The organism is Paenibacillus sp. FSL A5-0031, assembly GCF_001956295.1.
Taxonomy (GTDB): domain Bacteria; phylum Bacillota; class Bacilli; order Paenibacillales; family Paenibacillaceae; genus Pristimantibacillus.
The window spans coordinates 48,249-62,662 of the sequence record NZ_MRTD01000013.1 but is presented as its reverse complement, the minus strand read 5'-3'; the positions used below and the strand labels follow the sequence as shown (position 1 = coordinate 62,662).

Sequence of the window (14,414 nt, the reverse complement as noted above, 5' to 3'; positions counted from 1 at the left end):
GTTCGTTACCTCTCCTCTACCAGAACGTCGAGGAATCCCCTCTTAATCGTGCTAAACCTTCTACGAAGAAATAGTCGCCATAAATAAGCGGCACGTCAATGTTTCTTCGCTCTGGGTAATGGCTTGTCCCATGCAAAATCAAGCCTTCCTCCGCCTCATCATCCCAAGCGCCGTAATTCTCGTACAGTGAGCGAAATATTCGCTCTCCAGCCGCTTGATATAGCTCCGATTCTTCCGAAGGAACTGAGCTTGCGATTTCTAGCAAACCGCAGGCTGCACAAGCGCCAGCAGAGGTATCGCGATAACGTTCTACACCTGATGGCAGACGGAAATCCCAATGCGGTACCGAATCCTCAGGCAAGTTCGCAAGGAAGAAATGGGCAACCCGCTTCGCTGCCTCCAAGTACCGAGCCTCGCCCGTATAACGATAGCTGAGCGCCATCCCGTAAATCGCCCACGATGCTCCGCGCGACCACGCTGAGTTTGGTGCAAAGCCTTGTCCGCCGTTCACACTTACAAATTCACCCGTATGCGGGTCAAAGACTACAATATGATTAACCGATCCGTCCGTCCGTATAAAATGCTCCAGCACCGTATCCGCATGCTCCATCGCCAAATGCTTAAATCTTGGGTCGCCCGTTGTCTCGCTCGCCCAGTAGAGCAAAGGTAGGTTCATCATGCAGTCAATAATCGCCCAGCCCTCATTGCGATCACCCTCACCCCATGGGTTCCAAGCTCTAATATAATTTCCTTTTACATTAAATCTACCGCTAAGTACACTAGCCGCTAACAGCGCTCGTCTGCGGGATTGCTCTTCACCAAGCAGCTTATAGCGGGCTACACTCGTTAGCGACCACATGAAGCCGATGTCGTGATCCAAGCGATCATAACCGAACAATACTTCATCCAATTGCTGCTCGCATGCTTCGGCAATATCTTTATATCGATCATCCTTCGACTCCGAATCACGGTACAGCAGCCATAACAAGCCCGGCCAGAAACCGGCTGTCCACCACTGAGGCGCCTCCAGCACATACGTTCCATCGACGCTCGCATGCGGAAATCTTGCACCAATCCGATTGCTCGTTCTCGTAACCTTCTCATGTACATTTGCCCAAGCTTCATTTGCCCAATTGATCTGCTCCATATCCTTACTCGCTCCTCGCATCGAATATTGTAGTTATGATTCAAATTGAAAAATAAAATTTGCAATCAACGGCACTTCAACTGCTGCTGCTCTCCATTCAAAATCAAGCGTATACCAGAATCGCTCAACGCCATAATGATCGATATCGCTCCTTGCGGTAACGACTGGCTTCCAAACCTGATGATCATAATTAATGAACAATTGGCGTTGTCCTGTTAAAATCACTCGACCTTCCTCCGCCAGCTCGGGAACTAGAAACGTAATGAAACGCTCTGTAACTTGCCGCTCAGCATCAGCTTCTTCTCCATTTGACATCATCCAAATCGTGTCCGTCAGCGTCAGGCGCGGCAGCTTATCCTTTTCCCAAAGGAATCGGCGCTCCAATCGCTCCAGCTTGGAATGGCCATACGCCGAGCTGATTTCCAGCGCTAACTTATCCATACACGCATTTGTTGACGCTTCCATAACAGCTGCTCGAAACACAGCCCCATTTTGCTGATGTGAGCCGTCTATAATAGGAACCGAATGACCCTGAGAGCCATTGCACCAAATCGAATACCGTTCCGGGCCAAAATATTTCGCCGTATATTTTCCGCTGCCCAAATCCGCTAAATAAGCTTGTCCATCCGCATGTACGATGAAATGGCCCACATCATTGTGGTTATGAGGCTCCTCATTATGGCCCCCTTTTGCCGCAAAGCTGTAGTTGCCGCCATTCTCGCTTGCATGTCTGGACAAGAGCCACTGCACATCAGATAAATAATAGGACTCGGCAGGCCAGATCGTTTTACTTTCAGTCGTCTTCATCCATTCTTCCTTCGCCCATAGCAAATTACGAATCGCCGGCGCCCAGCGTCCGCAATGATCAGCAGAATACTCCGCTCTAAGGCTAGCATCCGGTACAATGACCTCTGCAAACTCCTGATGCAGACAGCAGCTGAGTCCCATAAATATACCGCTTTCAGGACGCGAATCACTAAAGTTAACGACCGTGCTGCTTCCTGTAAAACATTTCTGCTGAAAAAGTGCAATCTCCTTCACCTTATTCGAAGTAAATAAGTTGATTTCTCCATCAGTTGCCCTTTTTAACATCTGTGCAAAATATACATAATATCCGAAACCATACTGCCAATATAAATAACCTTCCGCGCACGCGCCGTCATCGCCAAATCCACTCAAATAACAATCAAGCGAATGAAGCACACGTTCCAGCACTTGCGACAGCCTATGCGAATCCTCAATGAGATAAAGCGCCGCTACCCCAACCGAACCTGCGCATACAGCCGCCCAATTGTGATCCGCTGTCTCCCAACCGTATGGGCCTTGCTCCAAAAAAGGACGGAATAGGCGATTCTCTACCTCAGTCTCTATACGCCTTCGCAGCAAGTCCGGCAAACGGTCACCTAATAACAACTTTATCTCACTCAGTGCAAACCCAGTCTCCGCCGAAAATAAATCGATGTCCAGCCTATCTGATCCTTCATTAAAATGAGCAGGCAAACACCAAGTAAACTCATTGCAAACCGACCAGATCATATTAAGAGCGGCAGCTTCGTAATCTGCATTTTCCGGCTCCTGCAGCGCCATAATGACATACGAATTCAATCTTTTTCGCCTCTCAAAATATACTCGTTCATAAGCTAAGCGCTCTCCTGTATCTCCATAGACACGAAAGAGGGAGTAGGTGAGCTCGGGATCAGAGGTAAGCATGAAGCGATCGGCTTCCCTTTTAATCTCTTCAAGGAGCTGTTCATTAATGGACTGATTCCACAGTTGCGAACATGGCTTCCGCGTTTCGCCGCTTGAGGTAAGAAGCATCAGCCCTTTTTTCCTATGCTGCTGCAAAATCTCCTGTATCCGTTCACGTTTCATTTGTATAATCTCGCTCCTATTCTGCCTGCGCAGCTGCTGGCTTTATACTAAACGGGCATTAGGCTTGATATTCCAAACTTTCATAATCGTTGCACCTAAATTGTACCAGTAGTTTATGAATAGCAGAAGGCTGTAACAAAAAAAATACCGTACAGCGATTTCTCGCGCACGGTATTTCATGGTTTTCAGCTATTCGCCTTTATAGTACAATCCACCCAAAATAAATAAGGTTAAATCCTCGACGATCGCTTCCTGTGATGAACGTTCTTCTTCATGCAAGATAGCCCAATATTGGCTATTCCGATGAAAGAGCAACGTACCGATAATGGAAAACAAAGTGTTATCTAAGGAGTTGAATTGAAATAATCCTTGTTCCCTGCCCTCTTTGAGCCAGTAGCGGAGCTTCCCCCACATCGGCATCACATGCTTGCGTATCTTTTCAATTCGATCCGTGTTCATGATAACTTCTTGCTGAATAATGTTAATTAATTGATAGTCGCTGTAGCGGAAATTAGTTACCTCACGAACAATAAGTCTAACACCCTCTACCGGATCTATCTGCATGGGGTCTAGCTCGGCAATTTGATTGTTTGGAAAATAATAATCAAATAAAGCATAGAACATATTTTCTTTCCCGCCAAAATGATACGAGACGAGCGCAACGTTAGCTCCAGCCTCTTCGCATATTTGCCTAACGGTCGTTTTATCGAAGCCGTTTTCCGCAAACAGCTTTTTGGCAGCTGACAATATTCTAATTTTAATATCCGCATCTCCTGTTGTCATGACGGGCCCCCATAAAAACAATATCTTTTATTTTGAACCACACTAAACCAACAGCAACTGCATTTGAATTATCGTTTTTGCCCTGCAATAACTGCTGTAGGCTGTACTACAGGAGCGGCTTGGCGCTTCAGCGCAACCGCAGCTACGCTAACCGCAAAGGCAACGACAGCAATAACGCTAAGTGACAAAGAGTCAGCTGTAGCCGCTGGGCCGCCGAACAAAATATTCATCGTACCTTCAACTGCATACGTCGCTGGAAGAATATCACCAAGCTTGACGTAAAAGTCGGATAACAATTCACGCGGTACGATCGCACCAGAGGTAACAAGCTGTGCCGACAATAAAATAATATTGAACAGCATACCGCTTAAACCAAACAGGTAAATAAACATTTGCGAAACGAATATAAATGTTAATACGAACATCAGCTGGAACAACCAGATATGAAGGAATCCTTGTTCCATCTGACCGCCAAATGCAGCGAGCAAGGAAGAACCTACTAACGAAACAATGACACCTGCTCCTACATTAATTACGCTTCTTGCGCCGAAACGTTTCCATCTGCTTGTTGTTGCTCCTAGTGAAAGGGAAGATTGCTCAAAATTCATACCCATGATCATCGCGCCGACATAAGAAGCAAGCACCAGCATCATCGGAACCATTTGATTGTTCATTCCTTGTATCACGTTCGTTGACTGAATTTCAGATTTAACACGCTCTGACAATCCTTGTGCCGCTGCTCCAGCTTGCTCTGCTGGCAGCTGCATGTTGCCAAGTACGGTTTGAATGCCGCCCGTTACGGCCTGCTTATTTACTTCTGCTGTTATTTGTCCGGCTGCACCACTCATAATACTTTTAATCAGTGCTGGATTTGATTCGTTTATTACATATTGAATGGAGGCTGTACCATCGGCTGCGGAAGCCTTCTGAGAGAAATCCGCCGGTATCCATACGACCATCTGCAACTCACGCTCATTCAGCTGCTGCTTCGCCTCATCGATGCTGCTGATTTCACTCATGTTAAAAGGCAAGTTCTGAACAAGGTTGCCAGCAATCTTCTGTCCCATCTGTGCATCTTCATTCACAATAGCAATATGCAAATTTTGTACGCGGTCCGTAACACCGTTATAACCTGTCATCCAAATGACCGAAAAAATAACTTGGAACATGATTGCCGTAAATATACCAACGATAGTCGTTGGACGTTTCATAAAAGCAATTAGTGCGTTTTTCAATATGATCCACTCCCGTTTTCTCTATTTAAACAATCGTTTTAAACAACTGTTTAAATATTATGCGGAAATGACGTTTTTGTCAACCACGCAAACTCGCCTTCGGCGTCCTCTGGATTCTGAAGCAGCTTTGACGGAGAACTATAAGCACGTTATAAGCTTCTTATATTAAAAAAAAAGAAGAAGAGGACATTCCCCTTCTTCTTCCTATGCTTCAGACATTGACTCGCCATATTCCGCTTCCCATTTTGCATCAGCGGCAAGCTGCTTTTTGTGTACCGAGCCTGATAAGAACACACTAATCTCATATAGAACGAGTAATGGGATTGCCACTAATATATCCGATATGAAATCCGGGGGCGTAATCATAACTCCGATAAGCACCATGATGAAATACGCTAGACGGCGCATTTTGCGCAGCCGCTGTGGATTCACTAAACGAATAGCTGTCAAAAACATGATGACTAGCGGCAGTTCGAATAACAGCGATATCGGAATGAGCAGATTAAACATAAACGTAAAATACTGCGCGATACCATATGTTTCCTCAAGGTTTAAATGCTGTGATACTGTTCTTGTAAAATTAAAAGCGAGTGGAAAGACGACAAAATAAGAAAACGCCAATCCAATTAAAAACATGATTAGTGCAAACGGAACATATTTAAGCGTGGAACGCTGCTCGTTCTTGCGCAAAGCCGGCTTTACGAATGCCCATAGCTGATATGCAATAACAGGCAAAGAAATAATTAAAGCGATGACAAATGCAAATTTCATATACATGCCAATGCCATCCCAGAGGGAAAACGTATGTAACGAAATTGTATTAGCAGGCTTCTGGCTCATTAGAAAGTTATAGGTAGGCTGTGCAAATATAAGTCCGACGACTAAGCCTAACGTTAAAATAATAAGCACGTAAATGATCCGCTTGCGCAGCTCGCCAAGATGCTCCAAAAGCGGCATCAACCCTTCTTCACGAAGAAGCGCTTTACGTGATTTATGCTCCGATTTGCTGTTTCCTTCCGATCCCACCTGCACTGTACCTCCTTCGCCTAGCGGTAAACCTTTTTTTCAAGAAAAAAGCGGGCCCGATTAATCCGGCAGCCGCTTATTGTCTTTATCACTATTTTCCGAGCGACTCACTTCAACACGGCTCGAATCTTTGTCCTTGCGATCACGGTCACGATCATCATCATCCATGATCTCTCTTGCTCCGGATTTAAACTCACGCAATGTCCGTCCGAATGCACGTCCAAGTTCTGGAAGCTTGTTTGGTCCAAATAGTAGCAAAGCAACCAACACGAGCAGTATAACACCTGTTGCACCAATTCCTGACATTTGCCAACCTCCTCGTAATTTTATGTAGCAGCATCATTATTAAGCAGTTCATACTTAACAGCTGTTTAAGCCGCCATATCCCATGCTGACAATATCTTCACGAACAATCGTATCTCCCGCAAGTATCCGCGGCAGCAGCACATCAAATGATGTATATGGATCATGCATGACGCATCCTGGAAGCCCCAATATCGGCACTCCGTTTAAATATCCAATAAGCAGCATTGAGCCTGGCAGCATCGGAGTTCCATAACTCACGATATCCGCGCCTGTTTCCTTTATGGCTCCAGGAGTGCGATCGTCGGGATCTACCGACATTCCGCCAGTCACTAGTATCATATCATAACGTTGTGCAAGCAAATAGTGTATTTCCTTGACAATTGTTTGTCGATCATCGGGTGCAAAACGCTGCTCTGCAACTTCTGATCCAAGCTCCTCGAGCTTGCTTCTTACTGCCGGACCAAATTTATCTTCAATTCTTCCGTTAAAAACTTCGCCGCCCGTCGTCAACAAACCGACGCGAAATTTACGGAAAGGGCGAACGCGCAGCGGTGAAGCTCCGCCATTCGCTTCACGATATTCGGCGGCAAGCCTCTCCACCGTCTCCACCTTTGATTTTGGTACGACAAGCGGAATGGCTCTTGTTGCAGCCAGCGCTTGTCCTGGCTTAACGACTGTTTTTGCCTTAATCGTTGCTAATGCAATTTCACCAAGCTCATTAATGGCATCAACTAACGCCTTATCAATCTCCGCAAGGCCCAGCTGGTTTGCTTTAATGCTCACCTTGCCCTCATGCGGCTCTGAAAGAATGAGTTTCTCGTCATATAACGCTTCAGCCATTCGAATGGCTGCATCATCCTCATGAAGCTCGTTTTCTCCAAGCTCCATAATATAGATATGCTCCTTGCCAATATCAAGAAGATTAGGAATGTCTGCTTCTACTACGACATGACCTCTTTTGAACAATCGACCTTTAAACTGACCTGGAATAATTCGCGTTAAATCATGAGCCAGTCGCAGCCCGATCGCATCATATACGGAAACTTCTCTTAGTGTCGTCGATCCATGTTGTTCTATTCCGTTCTTAGCATGATGCTGCTGCTGACTCATACGCTATGTTCCCCCAGTTCTCCGGATAAAATGCCCAGAGCATGCGGCAATTGATCCATGATCGCCATTAAGCTCTCGTGTACGCCCTTTGGGCTCCCAGGCAAGTTAACGATTAATGAGCTGCCTCTAATGCCGCAGACGCCTCTTGAGAGCATTGCTCTTCTTGTTTTTTGGAGAGCGCCCATACGCATCGCTTCCGCAATCCCCGGAACAGCACGGTCAATAACCTTGAGCGTTGCCTCGGGCGTAACATCGCGCTCTGCAAGACCTGTACCGCCCGTTGTAAGCACAAGATCCGCATGGAAGTACTCTGTCATTTCAATAATGGCTGCCATTATCTCATCCTGCTCATCCGGTACAATCCGATAATCAATAATTTCTCCACCCAGCTCTTCCTCAACCAATTCACGGATAACCTGGGCACTCGTATCCTCACGTTCTCCACGTGATCCTTTATCGCTTGCTGTTAAAATTGCTACTTTCCACCGCATTTACCATTCCTCCCATTCCTATTTCGCTCATGGGTTTGACGAAATTCGATAATCGCCGCTTTTTCCGCCCGTTTTTGAAACCAGCTGCGTAGGACCGATAACCATATCCTTTTGCAGCGCTTTGCACATGTCGTAGACCGTTAGAGCTGCGGCAGACACGGCTGTCAGTGCTTCCATTTCCACGCCGGTTTTTCCAGTTGTCTTTACTGTACCTTCTATGTAAAGCTCATCCGTTCCGTTATCGCTGAAAACCACATTGATGCCTGTGAGCGGTAGCGGATGGCACATTGGAATCCAATCTGACGTTTTTTTGGCAGCCATAACTGCAGCAACCTGAGCCACAGCCAGTACATCGCCCTTCCCAATCTTGCCAGCCTTAATTTGTTCTAATGTATCTTGGTTCATCGTTATTCTGGTTTGAGCGACTGCCGTGCGGGAAGTGACTTCCTTGTCAGAGATGTCTACCATTCGTGCCCGGCCCTGCTCGTTAAAATGTGTCAACTCCACCTCAAACGCTCCTTCTAGCGCTAATGAACGGGTTCGCCTTTAACGTTCATAGCTCGCTTGGCAATCATTCAGCTGTATTTCCTCTAAAATAAATACATGTTTTTTTCAGTAATCAAGCCATCCATTTTCAAATCATGCAACTCGAGTGGCACCTCATCGATTAGCTGCGCCTCGAACGCTATTCCAAGCCAGTGCGGCTTAGAGGCATTGTTTTGAGAGGATTCAACAAAGCGGTCATAATAACCGCCTCCATAACCAAGCCGGCCTCCTTGAAGATCAAAGGCTAGTCCCGGCACAAACACAACACCCAGTTCACAATTGTCCTTAAAAGGCTGAGCTGTATTCGGATTCGGCTCCATAATCCCATATGCACCAGGTATCAGATCATCCCAGCTCCGCAAGGTATAGAGCTCCATGGAACGATCTGCTGCGATGCATCTTGGCGCAATGACTTCTCGCCCTGTTCGCCAGCCCCATTCAATGAGACCCGACAAATCAAGCTCGCTCCGAAAAGACACGTACACCATAAACGCGCCGATCGAATGGCTTTCAATATAAGCCATCGCTTTCGTGCATGCTGCTTCTGACCATAATCGCCGCTGCTCGACTGGTAATTTATTTCGTTTTATCGTTATCTGACTTCGTATGTAAGCCTTATCGCCCCGTTGATTTGGTTCAACCAAAAGCATTCACCTATTCTAGTTCCCATCATTTTCTTTCATTAATTGTAGTTTAACATTGTTGTGCAACTTTCGCCAATGCTAGCGCTCGTTTATGGTACACTAATATGTAGTATGAGCATTCGTTCTTTACCATTTATTTGTTGGAGGTTTCAAAATGCTGCTGCAGGTTTCTAACGTAACAAAAAGCTACGGCGTAAATGTCGTATTATCCAATATTTCGATGCAAGTGCTGGAACGAGAACGTATTGGTCTCGTAGGTGTGAACGGTGCAGGCAAGTCTACACTGCTCAAAATCATTGCAGGCGAAATGTCCGCAGATTCTGGCGCTATTCATAAAGCCAAAGAAACTAAAATTGGTTATCTCGCTCAGAATAGCGGATTGCAATCCAATCGAACGATTGGTGAAGAAATGCTTGCCGTTTTCTCGCATCTAATTGAAGCAGAGCAAGAGCTTCGTGATCTTGAAGTCAAAATTGCAGATCCCGAACTTCATCAGGATGAGAAACGTTATACAGCCATACTCGATCGTTATGCCAAGCGTTCAGATTGGTACCGAGAGCAAGGCGGCTTCGAGGTCAACACGCGTATTAACAGTGTTCTTCACGGTATGGGTTTCGGAACATTTCCAGCTGACACTTTAATATCAACATTAAGTGGCGGCCAGAAAACACGGCTCGCACTCGCTCGCATATTGCTTCAGGCACCAGATCTGCTCATGCTTGATGAGCCTACCAACTATCTCGACATTGAGACTTTAACGTGGCTAGAGTCCTATTTGCGCGGATATTCAGGTGCCATCTTAGTTGTATCCCATGATCGTTACTTCCTAGATGCTCTTGCTCAAACGATTATCGAAATCGAGCGTCATACCTCCAAGCGCTACACCGGAAATTACAGCCGCTATATGGAGCTGAAAGCTGCCGAATACGAAATCAATATGCGTCAATTCGAAAAACAGCAGGACGAAATTTCGCGTATGGAGCAATTTGTGCAACGAAATATTGTTCGTGCTTCAACGACCAAACGTGCACAAAGCAGACGGAAAGCCTTGGACAAAATGGATCGCCTGGACAAACCGCAGGGTGATTTGAAAAAAGCTCATTTCACTTTTGAAATCGAGCGTTCAACAGGCAAAGACGTACTTGCAGTTAGTGATGTTTCCGTTGTTTTCCCGGGTAAGGACACACCTATCTTTAAAAATGTATCCTTCCAGCTCACTCGTGGTGAAACCGTTGCATTAATTGGTCCGAACGGGATTGGGAAGTCAACATTGCTAAAGGTTATTGTCGGTCAAAATGAACCAACAACAGGTACAATTAAGTTTGGAACTCACGTCAAACTCGGCTACTATGACCAAGAACAAACGAGGCTGAACGGCCAAAATACTGTTCTTGAAGAGGTCTGGGGCAGCTACTCCCATATGGAGGAGGCACGTATTCGTACGGTGCTCGGCAACTTCTTATTTAGCGGCGAAGACGTACTCAAGCGAATTTCTTCCCTTAGCGGCGGTGAGAAAGCACGTGTATCTCTAGCGAAGCTTATGCTTGCAGAGGCCAATGTCCTTATTTTGGATGAGCCTACCAACCATCTCGATCTATTTAGCAAAGAAGTTCTTGAAGCTGCATTGCTTGACTATGAAGGAACCTTGCTCTTCATTTCACATGATCGTTACTTCCTAAACAAGATGGCTGAACGAATTGTCGAACTAAAGTCGTCAGGTACTGATCATTTCCTAGGAAATTATGACGAAATGATAGAGAAAAAAAGTGAAATCGAAGAAGCACGGCTCGAAGCACTGTCAAAACAAGCTTCAAACTCAAAAACAACAGCCGTATCCGACATTTCACCTGCCAACTCTTACGAGGCGGACAAGCAAGCAAAACGTGAAGAACGTACACGTCAGCGTAAAATTGAACAATTAGAACTGGAAATCGCTACGCTGGAGCAGCAAATAACCGATTTGGAATTACAGCTCACTGATCCTGCGATTTTTAATGATTACATCCGTATTCAAGAAATTCAAGCTGCCATTGAAGCTGTCAAAACCTCACTATCGACCGCATATGAGGAATGGGAACAATACATGTAAGTTTCGTAAATCAATTCCTAAATCAATTAAAACCGGCAGCTTAAGGATAATCCTTTAGCTGCCGGTTTTATTCATTCCTATCCTACTTTAACCACCTAAACAAGCTAGAGTTAACTAACCTAATTCTAGTATTGTTCTAAGCTGATCAAGCCTAAACGCTGTGCTTCCTTAATTGCTTCCGAACGGGACCGCACGTTGAGTTTATCAAATATACGCGACAGCTGATATTCGACATTCCGCTGGCTAACATGAAGCATGGCTGCCAATTCTTTATTGCTAATTCCAGTAGCTACTTCATGTAATATGGTCTGTTCTTTCTCATTAATAGACACATCTTCAACAGCTACTTCTGTCCGTCCAATCGTTACTTCATGCCTTCTAAGCTGCTTCAACAGGGTAATCGGTATAACCGTGTCCCCTCTCATCGCACATCGAATCGCATTATGAAGCTGTTCTCTTGATACTGTTTTGGAAATAAAACCAGAGACGCCTGATTCAATAAGCAAGTTAAAATGTGAGCCAATCTCATAGCCCGAGTAAATAATAACCTTGCGCTCCGGATCCTGTTGAATAAGACGTTTCGTTAATTCCAATCCACTAATGCCTGGCATATTCAAATCACATAAAATGAGATCAAATTGCTGGATTTGTACAATATCGAGCGCTTCAATGGCGGACAAAACGACCGATACCGACATCTCGCTGTCTTGCTCAATCATTGTTTTGGTTCCTTCTCCGACAGAAGGATGGTCATCAACTAATAAGATACGAATCACGCGATATACCCCTCTCCGATCTACCGGCTGTCATGATCTCTGGCAGCAAGATGACAACCTCTAAGCCGTTACCGCTTTCCGAATAAAATGATATGTCACCTTCCAGACCAGTCACCCGCTCTTTAATGCCTGACAAGCCCATATGTTCAAAAGAAACACTCATTTGATTTACATCCATACCGACACCATCATCTTGATATCGGAAATATATCGTTCCTTTGCGCAGCTCAAGCTCAAGAACAACTAATTTAGCTTGAGAATGTTTGTCCGCATTACGCAGCAATTCCTGTACGATCCGGTAAATCGCCGTAATTTGTTCCTCGTTAAGCGGACGATTAAATGATTTTGCACGAAAATCCACTGCAAAGTTAACACGCATTTGAGTATGCTCGATAATCGATTCAACAGCCTCGACTACTCCCATCTCCTTCAAAAGCGGTGGACGCAGTTCATTGCAAGTTTCACGAATTTGATGGATAACATCGAGTAATCCTTCTTTAATATCCTCCAGCTCGCGTCCCAAACTATTCGAAATCGGATAGTCCATCATAATGGCTTCAAGCTTCCGGTACCAAAGCAGCTGATCTTGCAGCGCTGAGTCATGCAAGTCAGCAGCAAGTTTTCTTCTCTCGTTCTCAGACAAACAGAATAGAAGGCGCAGCACCCATGGTGAAGTTGAATGCTCTTTGCGAACCTCCGACTCTAAATCCTCAATTAAACCTTCAATTAAATATAGATTCTCAAATACGATGCTGGAATAATTGGACATCGTCTTAAGCCAACGAAGCTCGTCCGAATTAAAGCGCGTATGATTGGTTTTCATGCCGATCCACAAAATATGGTACCTTGACCTTTGTCTGCCTATTACGAGACCGAGTCCATAAGGCAGCTCGATTAATTCGCCCACCTGTAAGGAATTTACAGTTCCGAGCAAAAACTCGGCAGTGATAAGTTCCTCAGGATGATCGCCCATCGGGTATACGGTATTCTCCGTTTGCTCAATAAGTAAAAAAGTAATCCGACTAACTGGCAGCAGATCACTAATCTCTTGTTTAAGCACAGCTTCCAAATCGCTTTGCTTCATTACTCTAGCGATTTTTCGCGAGAAACGATCCAGACTATCCTGATAACTATACATCGCCTTAAAGAGCTTAGGTCTGAACCTTTGATCAATTTGTTCCTTCCCATATAAAAACAACGTCATTCCGATGTAAATGACAAAAAATACGCCAAACCACGCGGACCATGACGGATTGTTCTCTCCTAGTAATACGAACGCTACAAGTGCCGCCACAATGACAGCTGGAATAAAGGCTAGCGCCGTATAATATTTAAATCTAGTTAGAATAAAGTCAATATCAAATAATTGATTTGAGGTAGACAGATAGAAATAAACGATAGGTAATAAGAATAGGAATAGCGCAGTAAAAGCGGCTGGAAAAACTTGGTCTTTGCCAATAATTTGAGGCAGCAAGTTCATTAATGCAAACGGAGTAAAAGCAACTAGATGCGAGATCAACGTGATTGTGAACAGAGAATGCAGCTTTGTACGCCGGTGCTTGATAAACTTTCGCACAAGCATATAAACGCATACAAAATTACCTATCAGCACAGAACTGCTATAGGCTATTTGAATATAGGTATAGATATTGTTTGACGCTAAATTTGTCCAGATATAAATCAAGCTTATGATCCCTACAAAACCCACAATCCCATATAAAGTGTTCAATATTGATTTACTAATAAAATGAACATCGAATCGCTTTAAATAAATGTTCATGAAGCTCATAAACAGCAATGGTATGTTGGGTAGAACCAAATAAATAATAGTAAGCCCTACAGAATCGCTTCGACTTGATGCTGCAGAACTATAGTAACTTAAGCCAATCGAAATAAAAAACAAAATAAGAATGATTACAGCCTTATCATTCCTTCGTTTTGCATACAAAAATCCTGAAAATGCACAAAAAATAATGAGTGAAACACCAGGGATATACAACTGAATCAGCAGCTCCCATAACGAATGGTCGCCTGTCCACCCCTTGGGAAACTCAATTTTCTGTGTAACTTTATCCTTATGTAAAACAAGAACGTAATCTGCGGATTCAATTGAATTATATTTCTTCACATACTCAAAATCCTGTACTGAATCACCGTTTATTTCTAAAATCTGATCGCCTATTTCAATACCTTTTACATCCGCTTGTCCCGCTGGTTCTATCGACTTAACAAAATAACGATTACCTGGCTCCTCCACTAGTACAGCACCGATTGAAGGAATTCTTACGATTACCGAGGTTAAGTATAAAACAGAACCTAACAAGACAAACAGGAAGAGGATTGCAACAATTCGGTTAAATAAGTTAGGTCTCATGCACTCCTCTTCCTT

13 protein-coding genes are annotated in these 14,414 nt (G+C 44.5%); 1 reads left to right on the top strand and 12 read right to left on the bottom strand.

The features are described from left to right. Nucleotides 1-16 precede the first annotated feature (16 nt). The 10 genes from BK120_RS22115 to BK120_RS22070 form a co-directional block, all read right to left on the bottom strand. Complete coding sequence (locus BK120_RS22115) at nt 17-1,147, bottom strand: glycoside hydrolase family 88 protein (RefSeq protein WP_144376823.1); 1,131 nt, start codon at nt 1,145-1,147, stop codon at nt 17-19. Between the two features lie 33 nt (nt 1,148-1,180). Continuing rightward, the gene (locus BK120_RS22110) at nt 1,181-3,019 is read right to left on the bottom strand and encodes a heparinase II/III family protein (RefSeq protein ID WP_083682317.1); all 1,839 of its coding nucleotides are present in this window, start codon (nt 3,017-3,019) and stop codon (nt 1,181-1,183) included. Nucleotides 3,020-3,208: 189 nt separating this feature from the next. Continuing rightward, complete coding sequence (locus BK120_RS22105) at nt 3,209-3,802, bottom strand: TetR/AcrR family transcriptional regulator (protein ID WP_076269674.1); 594 nt, start codon at nt 3,800-3,802, stop codon at nt 3,209-3,211. Between the two features lie 68 nt (nt 3,803-3,870). Beyond that, nucleotides 3,871-5,037, bottom strand: coding sequence for a YhgE/Pip domain-containing protein (locus tag BK120_RS22100; protein WP_076269673.1), 1,167 nt, complete (start codon nt 5,035-5,037; stop codon nt 3,871-3,873). 204 nt (nt 5,038-5,241) lie between these two features. After that, the gene (gene tatC, locus BK120_RS22095; protein ID WP_076269790.1) at nt 5,242-5,994 is read right to left on the bottom strand and encodes a twin-arginine translocase subunit TatC; all 753 of its coding nucleotides are present in this window, start codon (nt 5,992-5,994) and stop codon (nt 5,242-5,244) included. A 129-nt stretch (nt 5,995-6,123) separates the two neighbouring features. Next, nucleotides 6,124-6,369 carry a twin-arginine translocase TatA/TatE family subunit gene (gene tatA, locus BK120_RS22090; protein WP_076269672.1) on the bottom strand — a complete coding sequence of 82 codons (246 nt, stop codon included), beginning with the start codon at nt 6,367-6,369 and terminating at the stop codon, nt 6,124-6,126. Between the two features lie 54 nt (nt 6,370-6,423). Then, nucleotides 6,424-7,479 carry a molybdopterin-binding protein gene (locus BK120_RS22085; protein ID WP_076269671.1) on the bottom strand — a complete coding sequence of 352 codons (1,056 nt, stop codon included), beginning with the start codon at nt 7,477-7,479 and terminating at the stop codon, nt 6,424-6,426. After that, nucleotides 7,476-7,970, bottom strand: coding sequence for a MogA/MoaB family molybdenum cofactor biosynthesis protein (locus BK120_RS22080; RefSeq protein ID WP_054026672.1), 495 nt, complete (start codon nt 7,968-7,970; stop codon nt 7,476-7,478). Before BK120_RS22080 ends, BK120_RS22085 begins: the two co-directional genes overlap by 4 nt. Nucleotides 7,971-7,997: 27 nt before the next feature. Continuing rightward, nucleotides 7,998-8,477 carry a cyclic pyranopterin monophosphate synthase MoaC gene (gene moaC / locus BK120_RS22075; protein WP_076269670.1) on the bottom strand — a complete coding sequence of 160 codons (480 nt, stop codon included), beginning with the start codon at nt 8,475-8,477 and terminating at the stop codon, nt 7,998-8,000. An 83-nt stretch (nt 8,478-8,560) separates the two neighbouring features. Then, the gene (locus BK120_RS22070; RefSeq protein ID WP_256710983.1) at nt 8,561-9,160 is read right to left on the bottom strand and encodes a 5-formyltetrahydrofolate cyclo-ligase; all 600 of its coding nucleotides are present in this window, start codon (nt 9,158-9,160) and stop codon (nt 8,561-8,563) included. Between the two features lie 154 nt (nt 9,161-9,314). On the opposite strand from BK120_RS22070, the gene abc-f reads away from it, so the two are divergent. Further along, entirely contained in the window at nt 9,315-11,249 is a 1,935-nt protein-coding gene (gene abc-f, locus BK120_RS22065; RefSeq protein WP_076269668.1) for a ribosomal protection-like ABC-F family protein, read from the top strand. A 125-nt stretch (nt 11,250-11,374) separates the two neighbouring features. Here the strand turns inward: abc-f and BK120_RS22060 are convergent, their stop codons facing one another. Together BK120_RS22060 and BK120_RS22055 are read right to left on the bottom strand one after the other, a co-directional pair. Next, nucleotides 11,375-12,025, bottom strand: a complete 651-nt coding sequence (locus BK120_RS22060) for a response regulator transcription factor (RefSeq protein WP_076269667.1) — start codon at nt 12,023-12,025, stop codon at nt 11,375-11,377. Continuing rightward, a complete protein-coding gene (locus tag BK120_RS22055) occupies nt 12,003-14,399 on the bottom strand; it encodes an ATP-binding protein (protein WP_076269666.1) in 2,397 nt (798 codons plus the stop codon). Before BK120_RS22055 ends, BK120_RS22060 begins: the two co-directional genes overlap by 23 nt. Nucleotides 14,400-14,414 lie beyond the last annotated feature (15 nt).

What these genes read in the sequence shown, in the direction of transcription:
- BK120_RS22115 (WP_144376823.1), bottom strand. Translation starts at nt 1,147, where the DNA reads ATGGAGCAGATCAATTGGGCAAATGAAGCTTGGGCAAATGTACATGAG.
- BK120_RS22110 (WP_083682317.1), bottom strand. Translation starts at nt 3,019, where the DNA reads ATGAAACGTGAACGGATACAGGAGATTTTGCAGCAGCATAGGAAAAAA.
- BK120_RS22105 (WP_076269674.1), bottom strand. Translation starts at nt 3,802, where the DNA reads ATGACAACAGGAGATGCGGATATTAAAATTAGAATATTGTCAGCTGCC.
- tatC (WP_076269790.1), bottom strand. Translation starts at nt 5,994, where the DNA reads ATGCCGCTTTTGGAGCATCTTGGCGAGCTGCGCAAGCGGATCATTTAC.
- tatA (WP_076269672.1), bottom strand. Translation starts at nt 6,369, where the DNA reads ATGTCAGGAATTGGTGCAACAGGTGTTATACTGCTCGTGTTGGTTGCT.
- BK120_RS22085 (WP_076269671.1), bottom strand. Translation starts at nt 7,479, where the DNA reads ATGAGTCAGCAGCAGCATCATGCTAAGAACGGAATAGAACAACATGGA.
- BK120_RS22080 (WP_054026672.1), bottom strand. Translation starts at nt 7,970, where the DNA reads ATGCGGTGGAAAGTAGCAATTTTAACAGCAAGCGATAAAGGATCACGT.
- abc-f (WP_076269668.1), top strand. Translation starts at nt 9,315, where the DNA reads ATGCTGCTGCAGGTTTCTAACGTAACAAAAAGCTACGGCGTAAATGTC.
- BK120_RS22055 (WP_076269666.1), bottom strand. Translation starts at nt 14,399, where the DNA reads ATGAGACCTAACTTATTTAACCGAATTGTTGCAATCCTCTTCCTGTTT.